Source organism: Pseudomonas sp. SCT, assembly GCF_003864275.1.
GTDB lineage: Bacteria > Pseudomonadota > Gammaproteobacteria > Pseudomonadales > Pseudomonadaceae > Stutzerimonas > Stutzerimonas stutzeri_AE.
Window position 1 is genome coordinate 286,712 of sequence record NZ_BDJA01000003.1, and the last position, 14,036, is coordinate 300,747.

The 14,036-nt window shown below is 63.4% G+C and carries 11 protein-coding genes; 7 read left to right on the plus strand and 4 right to left on the minus strand.

Going from position 1 to position 14,036, the window contains the following annotated elements; translation table 11 throughout:
• Positions 1-31 precede the first annotated feature (31 nt).
• Together glgP and BHD08_RS09850 are read left to right on the plus strand one after the other, a co-directional pair.
• Positions 32-2,542, plus strand: coding sequence for an alpha-glucan family phosphorylase (gene glgP / locus BHD08_RS09845; RefSeq protein ID WP_125021910.1), 2,511 nt, complete (start codon positions 32-34; stop codon positions 2,540-2,542).
• A gap of 65 nt (positions 2,543-2,607) precedes the next feature.
• Positions 2,608-2,961 carry a DUF2892 domain-containing protein gene (locus BHD08_RS09850; RefSeq protein ID WP_125021912.1) on the plus strand — a complete coding sequence of 118 codons (354 nt, stop codon included), beginning with the start codon at positions 2,608-2,610 and terminating at the stop codon, positions 2,959-2,961.
• Positions 2,962-3,082: 121 nt separating this feature from the next.
• Here the strand turns inward: BHD08_RS09850 and BHD08_RS09855 are convergent, their stop codons facing one another.
• Positions 3,083-3,973, minus strand: coding sequence for a LysR family transcriptional regulator (locus BHD08_RS09855; protein ID WP_015277219.1), 891 nt, complete (start codon positions 3,971-3,973; stop codon positions 3,083-3,085).
• A 156-nt stretch (positions 3,974-4,129) separates the two neighbouring features.
• Here BHD08_RS09855 and BHD08_RS09860 point away from each other — a divergent pair, with 156 nt between their 5' ends.
• Genes BHD08_RS09860 through BHD08_RS09880 form a run of 5 tightly spaced genes read left to right on the plus strand, consistent with a single transcriptional unit; the run spans position 4,130 to position 9,676 of the window.
• Complete coding sequence (locus tag BHD08_RS09860) at positions 4,130-5,641, plus strand: CoA-acylating methylmalonate-semialdehyde dehydrogenase (RefSeq protein WP_015277220.1); 1,512 nt, start codon at positions 4,130-4,132, stop codon at positions 5,639-5,641.
• Positions 5,642-5,688: 47 nt separating this feature from the next.
• Complete coding sequence (locus BHD08_RS09865) at positions 5,689-6,462, plus strand: enoyl-CoA hydratase (protein ID WP_015277221.1); 774 nt, start codon at positions 5,689-5,691, stop codon at positions 6,460-6,462.
• A 36-nt stretch (positions 6,463-6,498) separates the two neighbouring features.
• A complete protein-coding gene (mmsB, locus tag BHD08_RS09870; RefSeq protein ID WP_125021914.1) occupies positions 6,499-7,389 on the plus strand; it encodes a 3-hydroxyisobutyrate dehydrogenase in 891 nt (296 codons plus the stop codon).
• 2 nt (positions 7,390-7,391) lie between these two features.
• On the plus strand, positions 7,392-8,486 hold the full coding sequence (locus tag BHD08_RS09875) for an enoyl-CoA hydratase/isomerase family protein (RefSeq protein WP_125021916.1): 1,095 nt from the start codon (positions 7,392-7,394) through the stop codon (positions 8,484-8,486).
• Between the two features lie 38 nt (positions 8,487-8,524).
• On the plus strand, positions 8,525-9,676 hold the full coding sequence (locus BHD08_RS09880) for an acyl-CoA dehydrogenase family protein (RefSeq protein ID WP_125021918.1): 1,152 nt from the start codon (positions 8,525-8,527) through the stop codon (positions 9,674-9,676).
• Positions 9,677-10,616: 940 nt separating this feature from the next.
• Here the strand turns inward: BHD08_RS09880 and BHD08_RS09885 are convergent.
• The 3 genes from BHD08_RS09885 to BHD08_RS09895 all read right to left on the minus strand — a co-directional run bounded on the left by BHD08_RS09885 (position 10,617) and on the right by BHD08_RS09895 (position 13,935).
• Complete coding sequence (locus tag BHD08_RS09885; protein WP_041756652.1) at positions 10,617-10,835, minus strand: hypothetical protein; 219 nt, start codon at positions 10,833-10,835, stop codon at positions 10,617-10,619.
• A 323-nt stretch (positions 10,836-11,158) separates the two neighbouring features.
• Positions 11,159-12,241, minus strand: a complete 1,083-nt coding sequence (locus tag BHD08_RS09890; RefSeq protein ID WP_125021920.1) for a CaiB/BaiF CoA-transferase family protein — start codon at positions 12,239-12,241, stop codon at positions 11,159-11,161.
• Between the two features lie 74 nt (positions 12,242-12,315).
• Positions 12,316-13,935 carry a long-chain fatty acid--CoA ligase gene (locus BHD08_RS09895; protein ID WP_125022243.1) on the minus strand — a complete coding sequence of 540 codons (1,620 nt, stop codon included), beginning with the start codon at positions 13,933-13,935 and terminating at the stop codon, positions 12,316-12,318.
• Positions 13,936-14,036 lie beyond the last annotated feature (101 nt).

The window sequence follows — 14,036 nt, forward strand, 5'->3', positions numbered from 1 at the left end:
AGCTTTCCCCGTCCCAAAGAGAGAGGCTGCATTGACTCCCGCACCCGAACGCCCCGCCATCACACCGGAAACCCTGCGTCGGCTTGCCTTCGACCAGTCCATCCGCTGGACCAGCCAGAACGATGACCTCTGGCAGCTGATCGACAATGACCTGTGGCAGCTCACACGCAACCCCAGCCTGATTCTCAGCACGGTGCCGGAGCAGAGACTGGAAGCCATTCTGCAACGCGCCGAATGCCATCGTTTGGTGGAAGGCATCGTTGAGGCTCAGCAGGCACGCCTGGAACGGCCAACGTGGTTCGCCAGCCAGAATTGCGGCGAAACGCTCACGCGGGTCGCCTATTTCTCCATGGAGTACATGCTCAGCGAGGCGTTGCCGATCTATTCCGGCGGGCTCGGCAATGTCGCCGGCGATCAGCTCAAGGCTGCCAGCGATCTCGGCGTTCCGGTCACCGCGGTGGGCATGCTCTGGCAGCACGGTTACTTCCGCCAGAGCATCGGCCCCGATACTCACCAGCAGGCGCTGTATCCGGTCAACGACACCCGGCAGATGCCTATCGAACCGCTGCTCGATGCAGACGGCGCCCCGTTGCGGTTGGCCATTCAGCTCCCCGGGCTGCAGATCTGGCTGCGCGGCTGGCAGGCAACGGTCGGCCTCAACCGCCTGCTGTTACTGGACACCAACGATCCGGCAAACCCGCCCATAGCACGGCTGATCGCCAGCGAACTCTACGGCGGTGACAATGAAATGCGCCTGCGCCAGGAGCTGGTTCTGAGCATCGGCGGCTGGCGTTTGCTCGAAGCCGCCGGGCTGCGTCCTGATGTGCTTCACCTGAACGACGGTCACGCTGCATTCGCGGTGCTGGAGCGCGCGCGCAGCCATATGGCCCGAGAGCGTGTCTCGTTCTCCGTCGCACTCAACGCAACGCGTGCAGGCAATCTGTTTACCACCCACACACCTGTCGAGGCCGGTTTCGATCGTTTTCCGCCGGAGCTGGTAAGCAATTATCTGGAGCGCTATGCCGAGTACGAACTGGGCATTTCACTGCAGGCATTGCTGGCAATGGGACGCAAACAACCGCAGGACCCACGCGAGCCATTCAACATGGCCTACCTGGCGACGCGCGGTGCCGGCGCGGTCAACGCCGTCAGTCAGCTGCACGGCCGCACCAGCCGCTACATCTTTCGCGAGCTGTACCCACGCTGGCCAATCGAATCCGTACCTGTCGGCCATGTCACCAACGGCATCCACCTGCCGACCTGGGTTTCACCGGACGCCGAAGCGCACTGGTATGAATTGCATGGCGACGATATCCCCTGGCGCGGAACCGACCAGGGTTCGGTGGACGAGCTACTGGCGCGAGTCGACGACCGCTGGCTATGGCAGATTCGCCAGTACGCGCGTGGCGAATTGCTTGCCTTCGTACGCAGCCATCTGGCCCGCAGCCTCGCGGTGCATGGCGCGTCGCCAGCGGAAATTGAAGTTGCCGGCTCGCGCCTGCATCCCGAACATTTGACGTTGGGTTTCGCCCGGCGCTTCGCCAGCTACAAGCGCCCCAATCTGCTGTTGCAGGATCCGGAGCGACTGGCAGCCATCCTCACCCATCCCGCTTATCCGGTGCAGCTGCTGGTGGCTGGCAAGGCACACCCTGCCGACCGCACCGGGCAAGCGCTGCTCAGCGAATGGCAACGGTTCGCCGCCAGAGCCGACATCGCCGGACGCGTGATCTTTCTCGAGGACTACGATATGCGCATCGCCCGGCACATGGTGCAAGGCGTGGATGTCTGGCTGAACACACCACGGCGCCCATGGGAAGCCAGCGGCACCAGCGGCATGAAGGTTCTGGCCAACGGCGGGTTGAACCTTTCACAGCTCGACGGCTGGTGGGCCGAGGCCTATGCCGCCGATCTCGGCTGGGCCGTCGGCGATGGCCTGGAGCATGAACCCGAACATGATGCGGCTGACGCCGAACAGCTTTATCGGCTGCTCGAAGAGCAGGTGGTGCCGTGCTTCTACAGACGTGATGAGCAACAGATCCCGGCCGCCTGGGTAAAACGCATGCGCCGCAGCATGAGCGAACTGGTGGAGCGTTTTTCCGCCGATCGCACGGTGCGCGAATACACCGAGCGCTATTACCTGCCGCTGGCCACTGCCTACCGGCAACGCTGCGCGGATGGTTCGGCCTCGGCATCGGCGCTGTCACGCCAGATCACCTGTCTGCGCAGCTACTGGCACGAACTGGCCTTCGAGCAGATTGAATGGCGGAGCGAGAGCGACATCCATCATGTCGAGGTTCGCCTGCATCTTGGACGCATCGAGCCGCAGCAGATTACCGTGCAGCTGTTCGCCGAACCGCAGGGGGGCGAGCCAGCTGCCGTCCACGCATTGACGCTCCAGCACCACGACGGCGCATACGCCACCTTCCAAGGTGACGCGATTACTCAACGCCCGCCGGCCGACTACACAGCGCGGGTGATACCCAGCTCCGAGCTGGGCCTCGCCGTGCCGCTGGAGCTGTCGCTCATTCTCTGGCAGCGATGAACAGCCGGAACGCTACCCGCACACCGCAGTCATCTATAAACCACCCGCATAGAGGATGCCGCGTCATGATCAAGCAAATGTACGACAAAACCGCCCCACAGAACGTCCACGGCTGGGAACGCGCCGCGTCGCTGGCCGGCGGCCTGGTGTTGATGGGCAAGGGTCTGCGCCGTGGCGGGATTTTCGGTCTGGCCGAGCTGGCGATGGGCGGCATGGCCCTGGTCCGCGGCATCAGCGGTCGTTGCGAGGCCAAGCGCATGCTCGCGGAGATGGAAAGCAAACCGGCATTGCCGAGCCAGCGCTACAGCCATATGCCGATGGATTCCGAAGTGCACAGTTCGGACTTCACCGATACCAGCGTGCCGATGCCGGACTCCACCCCCATGGGCAACGAAAGCCGTACCACGCCCCGCGTCTGATCGACCGGGCGGCGCCGCAATGATGTGCCGCCTGCGCACAGCCGCTACATGGCTGACGCGCAAATCTCCCGGCGCTCTCGCAGCGCCGTCTTGCTTCTCTGGACAGCTCGGCCAGCGATAACTACTGGCCCAGCAAACGATCCTGGTTCTGCTGCGCCATCTCCTTGAGGTAATCCCAGGTCGTGCGCATGCGCGCCAGGTCCTTGAACTCGATCGGCATCAACATCCAGAAGGTGCGGGTGAAGCTGACCTCCTCGGGCAGCAGCAGTCGCAGCCGTGGATCGGCGTCGGCGGAAAACGCCGGCAGAATCGCGATCCCTGCACCCATCGCCACCGCCTCCTGCTGTGCCAGCAGGCTGGTGCTGCGCAGGCCGATGGAGCGGGCGTCAGCGATGCCATCGAGAAACAGCAACTCCTTGCTGAACAGCAGATCATCCACGTAGCTGACGAAGCGATGTTCGGCCAGATCCTCGCGGCTGCGGATCGGCGGGTGTTCGTCGAGATAGGCTGGCGAGGCATACAGCCGCAGCACGTAGTCGGTCAGCCGGGTGATGATGAACGGCCCGCGCTCCGGGCGTTCCAGGGTGATGACGATATCCGCCTCGTGGCGCGACAGGCGCACCGCCCGCGGCAGCGCCAGCAGGTCGATGTTCAGGTGCGGATAGCGGCGGCTGAGCCCGGTGAGCTGACCGGCAAGCATCACCGTGCCGTAACCCTCCGTCGCGCCGATGCGCACCTGCCCGGAAAGGCCATCACCCATGCTCGGCAACGAGTGCTCGATGGCCACACTGGCGCTTTCCATCGCTTCCACTCTCGGCAGCAGGTTGCGCCCGGCTTCGGTGAGCTTGTAACCGCCCGGCTCACGCAGGAACAGCTGCAGGCCCATGCTTTTTTCCAGCGCCTGCAAACGACGGGACACGGTGGTGTGGTCGACAGCGAGCCGGCGCGCCGCGGTCGTCAGCCGCCCTGCCCTAGCGACCTCAAGGAAATAACGCAGATTGTCCCAGTCCATGGTTGAAGCCTCCATCAGCTCCTGTGCATTTATGCAGAGCGACTCTGCAGTCGATCGCATTGTAATGTGGTTTTTTGCATTGCTACATTCATTGCAACTGGTCGCAGCCGTCCGCGAGCCATAACAACAACAGTGCCTTCTCAGGCGGAGAGCCTTATGACAACGTCCAGCTCCATTCCTACCGTCAAATTGCTGATCGACGGTGAATTTATCGAATCGACCACCCAGGACTGGCGCGATGTCGTCAACCCGGCGACCCAGGAAGTCCTGGCCCGCGTGCCGTTCGCGACCGCTGAGGAAATCGACCGCGCCGTCGCCAGCGGCCAGAAAGCCTTCAAGACCTGGCGCAAGACACCGATCGGCGCGCGCGCACGCATCTTCCTCAAGTACCAGCAGCTGATCCGCGAGAACATGAAGGAGTTGGCGGCGATCCTCACCGCCGAACAGGGCAAGACCCTGGCCGATGCCGAGGGCGACGTGTTCCGCGGCCTGGAAGTGGTCGAGCACGCCGCTGGCATCGGCAACCTGCAGCTCGGCGAGCTGGCCAACAACGTCGCCGCCGGTGTCGATACCTATACCCTGCTGCAGCCGCTGGGCGTCTGCGCCGGCATCACCCCGTTCAACTTCCCGGCGATGATCCCGCTGTGGATGTTCCCGATGGCCATCGCCACCGGTAACACCTTCGTTCTCAAGCCCTCCGAGCAGGACCCGATGGTCACCATGCGCCTGTGCGAACTGGCGCTGGAAGCCGGCGTGCCGCCGGGCGTGCTCAACGTGGTGCACGGCGGGCCAGACGTGGTGAATGCGATCTGCGACCACCCGGATATCAAGGCGGTGTCCTTCGTTGGCTCGACCAAGGTCGGCACCCACGTCTACAACCGCGCCAGTCAGGCCGGCAAGCGCGTGCAGTGCATGATGGGCGCGAAGAACCACGCCATCGTGCTGCCCGATGCGCACAAGGAGCAGACCCTCAACAACCTCGCCGGTGCCGCCTTCGGTGCGGCCGGCCAGCGCTGCATGGCGCTCTCGGTGGTGGTGCTGGTGGGTGAGGCGCAGGCCTGGATTCCCGATCTGGTGGCCAAGGCGCAGACGCTCAAGGTCAACGCCGGTGTCGAGGCCGGCACCGATGTCGGTCCGCTGGTTTCCTGCGCAGCGCTGGATCGCGTCAGCGGGTTGATCGAACGCGGCGTGCGCGAAGGCGCCAAGCTGGAACTGGACGGTCGCAACCCGAGCGTCAGCGGCTACGAGAACGGCAACTTCGTTGGCCCGACCATCTTCTCCGGCGTCACCCGCGAGATGAGCGTCTATCAGGAAGAAATCTTCGGCCCGGTCCTCTGCGTCATGGCGGCAGCGACCATGGACGAAGCCATCGAGCTGATCAACGCCAACCCGAACGGCAACGGCACCGCTATCTTCACCCGTTCCGGTGCCGCGGCGCGGCACTTCCAGGAAGAGATCGACGTGGGTCAGGTGGGCATCAACGTACCGATCCCGGTGCCGGTGCCGATGTTCTCCTTCACCGGCTCGCGCGCCTCCAAGCTCGGCGACCTCGGCCCGTACGGCAAGCAGGTGGTGCAGTTCTATACCCAGACCAAGACCATCACCGAACGCTGGTTCGATGAGAACGAGGTCGGCGGCCCGGTCAACACCACCATCAACCTGAAGTGACATCACCCATCGGGCCGGCGGACGCGCCGGCCCTCAAGGACGCTGAAATGACATTCGAAACCCTGCTCGTCGACATCCAGGAGCGCGTCGCGCTGATTACCCTCAACCGGCCGCAGGCGCTCAACGCGCTCAACGGCCAGCTGATCAGCGAGCTGAACCAGGCGCTGGGCCAGCTCGAGGCTGATCCGCAGATCGGCTGCATCGTGCTCACCGGCTCGGCCAAGGCCTTCGCCGCTGGCGCCGACATCAAGGAAATGGCCGAGCTGACCTATCCGCAGATCTATCTGGATGACTTCTTCGCCGACGCCGACCGCATCGCCACCCGCCGCAAGCCGCTGATTGCCGCCGTCGCCGGTTATGCCCTGGGCGGCGGCTGCGAACTGGCGCTGCTCTGCGACATGATCTTCGCCGCTGACAATGCCCGTTTCGGCCAGCCGGAAGTCAACCTCGGCGTACTGCCGGGCATCGGCGGCACCCAGCGCCTGACCCGCGCCGTGGGCAAGGCCAAGGCCATGGACATGTGCCTGACCGGTCGCCAGATGGACGCCGCCGAAGCCGAGCGTGCCGGTCTCGTCGCCCGTGTGTTCCCGGCTGAAAGCCTGCTGGAGGAAACCCTCAAGGCCGCCCGGGTGATCGCCGAGAAATCCCTGCCGGCCACCATGATGATCAAGGAAAGCGTCAACCGCGCCTTCGAAACCACGCTGGCCGAAGGCATCCGCTTCGAGCGTCGCGTGTTCCATGCGGTGTTCGCCACTGCCGATCAGAAAGAAGGCATGGCGGCGTTCAGCGAGAAGCGCAAGCCTGAGTTCACCAATCGCTAAGCCGCATCTGGCCATAACAACAAGAGGAAACACGCCATGCATATCGGATTTATCGGTCTGGGCAACATGGGCGCGCCCATGGCCCACAACCTGCTCAAGGCAGGCCATCAGCTCAGCGTCTTCGACCTCAACGCCGCGGCCGTGGAGAATCTGGTCGGCGCCGGCGCGCTGCCGGTCGATTCCCCGACCGCCATCGCCCAGGGCAACGCCGAGCTGATCATCACCATGCTGCCGGCCGCCGCCCATGTTAAGGGCGTGTACCTGGGGGTGAACGGCCTGATCGCCCACAGCCGCGCGGGTGTGATGCTCATCGACTGTTCCACCATCGACCCGCACAGCGCGCGCGAAGTGGCCAAGGCCGCTGCCGAGCATGGCAACCCGATGCTCGACGCGCCGGTCTCCGGTGGCACCGGCGGCGCCGCGGCCGGCACCCTGACCTTCATGGTCGGTGGCAGCGATGCGGACTTCGACCATGCGCAGCCAATCCTCGCGGCGATGGGCAAGAACATCGTGCACTGCGGTGCGGCCGGTAACGGCCAGGTGGCCAAGGTCGCCAACAACATGCTCTTGGGCATTTCCATGATCGGCGTCGCCGAAGCCATGGCGCTGGGCGTCGCGCTGGGCATGGATGCCAAGACCCTGGCCGGCGTGATCAACACCTCCAGCGGTCGTTGCTGGAGCTCGGATACCTACAACCCCTTCCCCGGCGTGCTGGACAACGTTCCGTCCTCACGCGGCTACAGCGGCGGCTTCGGCAGCGATCTGATGCTCAAGGACCTCGGCCTGGCTACCGAGGCCGCCAAGCAAGTGCGCCAGCCGGTGATCCTCGGCGCCCTCGCCCAGCAGCTCTATCAGAGCTTCAGCGCCCAGGGCCACGGCGGCCTGGATTTCTCGGCGATCATCAACCAGTACCGCAAGGACACCTGACCATGAGTGCAACCGAACGCCCCGTGCTGGCCGCCGTACGCAACCACGTCGGTCACCTCACCCTCAACCGCCCGGCCGGGCTGAATGCGGTGACCCTGGAAATGGTCCGTCTGCTGCAACAGCAGCTCAGCGCCTGGGCGGCCGATCCGCAGATTCATGCCGTGGTGCTGCGCGCCAATGGCGAGAAAGCCTTCTGTGCCGGCGGCGACATCCGTTCGCTGTACGACAGCTTTCAGCGCGGCGATACCGAGCATGAGACCTTCTTCGAGGAGGAATATGCCCTCGACCAATGCATTCACGCCTACCCGAAGCCGCTGCTGGCGCTGATGGACGGCTTCGTCCTCGGCGGCGGCATGGGCCTGGTCCAGGGTGCGTCGCTGCGCGTGGTCACCGAGCGTGTGCGCATGGGTATGCCGGAAGTCGGCATCGGCTATTTCCCGGATGTCGGCGGCAGCTATTTCCTCTCACGCCTGCCGGGCGAGCTTGGCACCTACATGGGCGTCACCGGCCTGCAGATCCGCGCCGCCGATGCGCTGCACGTCGGCCTGGCCGACTGGTGTGTCAGCCACGACCAGATCGCCGAACTGGATCGTTGCCTCGACCGCATGAGCTGGTCGGTCCATCCGCAGGAAGCGCTGCGCACGCTGGTTGCGACCCTGGGCAGCAACAAGCTCCCTGGCTCTGAGCTGAAGGCACTGCATCAGGCCATCGACGAGCATTTCGGTAAGAGCGATGTGGTTGCGATTCGCGCCTCGTTGGCCGCCGAAACGCGCCCGGAATTTGCCGACTGGGCCGAGGAAACCGTCAAGGTGCTCGACAGTCGCTCACCACTGGCCATGTGCGTGACCCTGGAGATGCTGCGGCGCGGCCGCGAGCTGCCGATCGCCGACTGTTTCGCCCTGGAGCTGCACCTGGATCGTCAATGGTTCGCCAAGGGCGACATCATGGAAGGCGTGCGCGCGCTGATCATCGACAAGGACAAATCGCCGCGCTGGAATCCGCCGACGCTGGCAGAGGTCACGCCGGAACGCGTGCAGGCGTTCTTCGACGGCTTCAAGGCTACAACCGGCAAGGCACGTCGCAGCGCCACGGCCTGAACCTCTTTTGCAGCACAACAACAAGAAGAGAACGCGCAATGCATGACCTCGAACTCAGCGAAGACCAACGCATGATCCGCGACATGGCGCGCGACTTCGCCCGCCGCGAGATCGCTCCGCATGCACAGGCCTGGGAAAAGGCCGGCTGGATCGATGACGCCCTGGTAGCCCAGATGGGCGAGCTTGGCCTGCTCGGCATGGTCGTCCCGGAAGAATGGGGCGGCAGCTATATCGACTACGTCGCCTACGCGCTCGCCGTGGAGGAAATCTCCGCCGGCGATGGCGCCACCGGCGCGCTGATGAGCATCCACAACTCGGTGGGCTGCGGCCCGGTGCTGAACTACGGCTCGCAGGCGCAGAAGGACGAGTGGCTGGCCGAACTGGCCAGCGGTCGCGCCATCGGCTGCTTCGCCCTCACCGAACCGCAAGCCGGCTCCGAAGCGCACAACCTGCGCACCCGCGCGGAGCTGGTGGACGGTCAGTGGGTGCTCAACGGCAGCAAGCAGTTCTGCAGCAATGCCAAGCGGGCGAAGTTGGCCATCGTGTTTGCGGTGACCGATCCGGAACTCGGCAAGAAAGGTCTTTCCGCCTTTCTGGTGCCTACCGACACCCCCGGCTTCGCGGTGGAGCGCAGCGAACACAAGATGGGTATCCGCGCCTCGGACACCTGCGCGGTCTCGCTCAGCGACTGCCGAATCCCGGAGGCCAACTTGCTTGGCGAGCGCGGCAAGGGCCTGGCGATTGCGCTGTCGAACCTCGAAGGCGGGCGTATCGGCATCGGCGCGCAGGCTCTCGGCATCGCCCGTGCAGCCTTCGAAGCCGCCCTGCTCTACGCCCGCGAGCGGGTGCAGTTCGGCAAGCCGATTGCCGAGCACCAGAGCATCGCCAACATGCTCGCCGACATGCAGACCCAGCTGAACGCCGCGCGCCTGCTGATCCTGCATGCCGCAAGGCTGAAGAGCGCCGGCCTGCCGTGCCTGTCAGAGGCCTCCCAGGCCAAGCTGTTCGCCTCGGAAATGGCGGAGAAGGTCTGTTCGCAGGCGGTACAGATTCATGGCGGCTACGGCTATCTGGAGGACTACCCCGTGGAGCGCTACTACCGCGACGCCCGCATCACGCAGATCTACGAGGGCTCCAGCGAAATCCAGCGCCTGCTGATCGCGCGGGAGCTGGCGAACTACGCGCTGTAAGGCGTTTTCCCGTCCTGCCGAGCAAGGCCCCCTTGAAATCAGGACAAGCCTGCAGTCAGTGCGACCATGACAAGATTGGTCGCCGGCTGCCTGGCTTTATTGGTAGCCCGGCTTTACCCCAGATCGCCTGCTAGCGCCATGCGCTCGCCGCCAGGCGGGTACTCCACAGCCCAAGCAACTGCCGCGACTACCAGTCAGCTCTCTGTTCGCCACCAATGGTTTCCGGCAATGGCCGGAACCAGTACGCCGCAAATAAAAAGGGGAGCCATAAGGCTCCCCTTCAGGGCGTGTTGCTTTGTTCTTCTTCTGCTTACGGGCTTGTTGTTTTTGTTGGTAGCCCGGTCGGACATCGTCCGAATAGCAGTCCCATAAGGGACATAAAGAACAAACGGATTATTTTGGTCGCTGATGTTGCCACTGCCCTCACGGGCTCAACCGGTTCTGGAGCTGCCTCAAGGCAGTTTTATTTTTCTCGGTCCGGTCGACAGGAAACCTGCCGGGCAATTCCTCTCCAAAAGAATCAGTTTGCTACGTCTCCCACCTGCTTGTTTTTATTGTGTCGGAGTCGCTACGTGTTGTTCTTGTTATTGGGTGTGCTTTCTTGTTCTTGTTGTGCCGATTAGAAAGCATTCGCCGTGCCAGTTTTTATAAAACGTTATTTTTCAATAGGTTGCGTTTTCGTGACACAGGCGCCGCACAGAATCAGCGCCTGATTCGTTACCGCGCACCTCAGCGGCCGTTACGCTGTACGAAAGGAGTAACACCTTTGGGTAACCGCCTGTGCGTCTGATTCGGCGAAAGCGCGATGATGAAGGCAAACCGGCAATTGACTGGCTGGCGGAGCCCCAACGCAAGACACCCCGGCAGTGATTCACTGTCAGGGTGTCGATCGCTCGATAGGCATAGGAAGGTTCTTCGGCTGGTTAGCGCCTGAGTCGTATCAGGCGTCTGCTGTAAGCACAGCAGTTTCCTTGCGTCTGGCTAGATAATCGCAGGCCATGATGGCCAGCAGTGGAACAACCCCAACACTGAGGGCAGCATGCCAGGATCCGACGAGGGCCACGAAGAGCATCCCCACGACAACGATCGCGGCAATGCAGTGGGCCAGGAACCGGCACAATTCAAGTGCAACTACTTGTTGCTCGGCATTATTATTCATGACGTCTGACTCCCCGTTTTTGTTGTAATAAGCAGCCTCGTTTTCATAGTAGTCAGCTGACGCCAAGTAGCAACCCAAACCGACGTGCGGCACGTCTAGCCCGCGGATTACAGGGCGTGCACCCGACTTTGGTCGGGTACAGCCATAACTTTCGGCCGAGTAGCAACATAAGCGTTGTATATCGTGGAATCGATTTCCTGACTGCGCGTCCAATAAAACACGCGCCCAGCTGCTATAAGTTAAACCGGCTGAAATGCCATGCCTTTCAAGTACTATTGAATATCTCTCTTGGCCTGTCGAAGCACGCTTGATCACCTGCCCTTTTACTCCCAGCCTTCGTCCGAAAGGCAGCGCGAGGTTTGCCTGGCCTTGCTCGGGGTACGTGAAAAACGTGGGGCCGGTGCTGCTTGGGCAATGCCATCGAGTTCCTGATAAACGCTTCGTTGACGCAGGTGTGGATGCTGAGGCGCTTCGCCCAGCTCCAGCACCGGTGCGAAGCATGCGTCGCTGCCCTCCAGCAAGGCGCACCATTCAGCCTGGGTACGGGTAATGAACAGGCGCTCCAGCAGTTCGGCCTGCGCTGGCCATCCAGCAGGATCCTCGCAACCCGCCCACAGGGCTTCCGGCGCATCGATGCGCTCGAGCAATTCTCGCCAGAACTGCGGTTCCAGCGGGCCGATGGCGATCTCGCGGCCATCCGCGCAGCGATAGCATCGATAGTTAGGTGCTGCACCAGCCAGCGGATTACGGTCACGCTGCATGTCGATCCGTCCGCTCGGTAGCAGACCGGCAAAGAAGGTCATCAGCGACGAAACGCCATCGACGATCGCCGCATCAATCACCTGCCCCTGGCCGGAGCGCTCGCGCTCCCATAACGCGGCGAGAATGCCGACCGCGAGATACAACGAGCCGCCGCCGAAATCGCCAACCAGGTTCAACGGCGGTATCGCGGTTCCACTCTCGCCACGGATTGCCGCCAGCGCACCGGTCAGTGCGATGTAGTTGATATCGTGACCAGCTGCCTTGGCCAGCGGGCCGGTCTGGCCCCAACCGGTCATGCGTCCGTAGATCAGTTTCGGATTACGCTGCAGCAGTTCCTCCGGCCCGAGCCCGAGCCTTTCCATCACGCCGGGGCGGAAGCCTTCGATCAGCACGTCGGCGGTCTGCGCCAGCTCAAGGCAGCGCGCACGCCCTGCTTCGCTGCGGATATCCAGCGTCAGCGTCTTGCGCCCACGGTCGACCACAGGGTTCGGCCAGCCGTTACCACCCTCGCGTTCGATGCGCAGCACTTCGGCGCCCATATCTGCCAACAGCATCGCGCAGTGCGGCCCTGGGCCTATCCCGGCAAACTCCAGCACGCGCAGGCCGCACAGCGGTCCGCTACGGGCATCGTCGTGTTCGTTCATGGCAAATCTCCTAGATTCACACGCACGCAGACGCGCCCCGCACCGAAGCACGGAGCGCGTATGGGTAACAGGCGTTACTGGTTCACGGCGCTGGGCTGGTTCTCGACCAGATGGTTACGATAGCGCTCGCGCAGCACCTTCTTGTCGATCTTGCCGGTAGCGGTCAGCGGCACCGCGTCGAAGATCACCGCATCCGGCATCCACCACTTGACGATGTTCGGCTCCAGATGGGCGAGGATCGTCTCGACCGTAACCTCAGCGTCGGCGTGCGGCTCGATCACCAGTACCGGGCGCTCTTCCCATTTGGGGTGGAACACGCCGACCACCGCCGCCACCTTCACACCGGGACAGGCCGCCGCGACGTTCTCGATATCGATGGAGCTGACCCACTCGCCGCCGGACTTGATCACGTCCTTGCTGCGGTCGGTGATGCGCATGAAGCCATCGGCATCCAGCGTGGCGATATCACCGGTGTCGAACCAGCCATCCTCATCCAGCGCGCTTTTTTCGCTGCGGTAGTAGCGCTCGACCGTCCAGGGGCCGCGCACCTTGAGGCTGCCGGAACTGACGCCATCGCACGGCAGCTCACGCCCTTCTTCATCGACGATCTTGAGTTCGATACCGAATTGCAGGCGGCCCTGACGGGTCCAGATGGTGTCGTTGGTCGCTTGCTGACCACGTTCGGCCAGTTTCGGCGTCGGCGTGGCCACCACACCCAGCGGGCTGGTCTCGGTCATCCCCCAGAGCTGGCAGACCGCGACGCCGTACTTGGTCTGGAAGGTTTCGGCCATCGCCCGCGGCACGGCGGAACCGCCGATCACCAGCCGCGCCAGACTGCCGGAATCCTCACCGCTACGTTCCAGATGGGCGAGGTACATGGTCCAGATGGTCGGCACCCCGCCGGACAGGGTCACGCCCTCGGTCTTGATCAGTTCCTGCAGGCTCGCGCCGTCCATCTTGTCGCATGGCAGCACGAACTTGCAGCCATTGATCGCCGCGGCGAACGGAATGCCCCAGGCGGTGCCGTGATAGAGCGATGAGCACGGCATGATGCAATCGAAGGCGGACAGGCCGAACGCACCGGACAGCCCGGCGGCCATCGCATGCAGCACCACCGAACGGTGGCTGTAGAGCACGCCCTTGGGGTCGCCTGTGGTGCCGGAGGTGTAACAGAGCACCGCGCCGGCATTCTCGTCGAACTGCGGCCAGTCCAGCGGCTGCTCATCGGCGATCAGCTGCTCGTAACCCAGCACATCCTGCAGGCCGGAACTCGGCTGCGCGGCCAGCTCGATGAAATGGCGGATATTGCCCAACCGCGGCCGCAGCCGGGCGACGCAGGCAGCGAAGCTGCTGTCGAACAGCAGCACCTGGCTGCCGGCATGGTTGATGGTGTAGACGATCTGTTCGTCCGACAGCCGCGGGTTGGCGGTATGCAGCACCGCACCGATGCCGGGCACGGCGAAGAACAGCTCGTAATGGCGATGGGTGTTCCAGGCCAGCGACGACACGCAGTCGCCGGGGCCGATGCCGAGCTTGCCCAGCATCCTGGCGGCCTGCGCCGACCGGGCGGCGAGCCCGGCATAGTCATAACGCCAGAGGGGTTCATCGACCAGCCGCGAGACGATCTCGCGATCACCATGCGCACGCGCGGCGTGGGTGACGATGCTGCTGATCAGCAGCGGGGCGTTCTGCATCAATCCTGGTTGCATGTTTCCTACCTCTATCTTGTTTTTATTGTGCAAGTGCCGGTCGAGGAAACGGCGTTCTACCGGCACCACTGAAATCATGTATCGAT

What these genes read in the sequence shown, in the direction of transcription:
- mmsB (WP_125021914.1), top strand. Translation starts at nt 6,499, where the DNA reads ATGCATATCGGATTTATCGGTCTGGGCAACATGGGCGCGCCCATGGCC.
- BHD08_RS09855 (WP_015277219.1), bottom strand. Translation starts at nt 3,973, where the DNA reads ATGGACTGGGACAATCTGCGTTATTTCCTTGAGGTCGCTAGGGCAGGG.
- BHD08_RS09880 (WP_125021918.1), top strand. Translation starts at nt 8,525, where the DNA reads ATGCATGACCTCGAACTCAGCGAAGACCAACGCATGATCCGCGACATG.
- BHD08_RS09865 (WP_015277221.1), top strand. Translation starts at nt 5,689, where the DNA reads ATGACATTCGAAACCCTGCTCGTCGACATCCAGGAGCGCGTCGCGCTG.
- BHD08_RS09890 (WP_125021920.1), bottom strand. Translation starts at nt 12,241, where the DNA reads ATGAACGAACACGACGATGCCCGTAGCGGACCGCTGTGCGGCCTGCGC.
- BHD08_RS09875 (WP_125021916.1), top strand. Translation starts at nt 7,392, where the DNA reads ATGAGTGCAACCGAACGCCCCGTGCTGGCCGCCGTACGCAACCACGTC.
- BHD08_RS09895 (WP_125022243.1), bottom strand. Translation starts at nt 13,935, where the DNA reads ATGCAGAACGCCCCGCTGCTGATCAGCAGCATCGTCACCCACGCCGCG.
- BHD08_RS09885 (WP_041756652.1), bottom strand. Translation starts at nt 10,835, where the DNA reads ATGAATAATAATGCCGAGCAACAAGTAGTTGCACTTGAATTGTGCCGG.
- BHD08_RS09860 (WP_015277220.1), top strand. Translation starts at nt 4,130, where the DNA reads ATGACAACGTCCAGCTCCATTCCTACCGTCAAATTGCTGATCGACGGT.
- BHD08_RS09850 (WP_125021912.1), top strand. Translation starts at nt 2,608, where the DNA reads ATGATCAAGCAAATGTACGACAAAACCGCCCCACAGAACGTCCACGGC.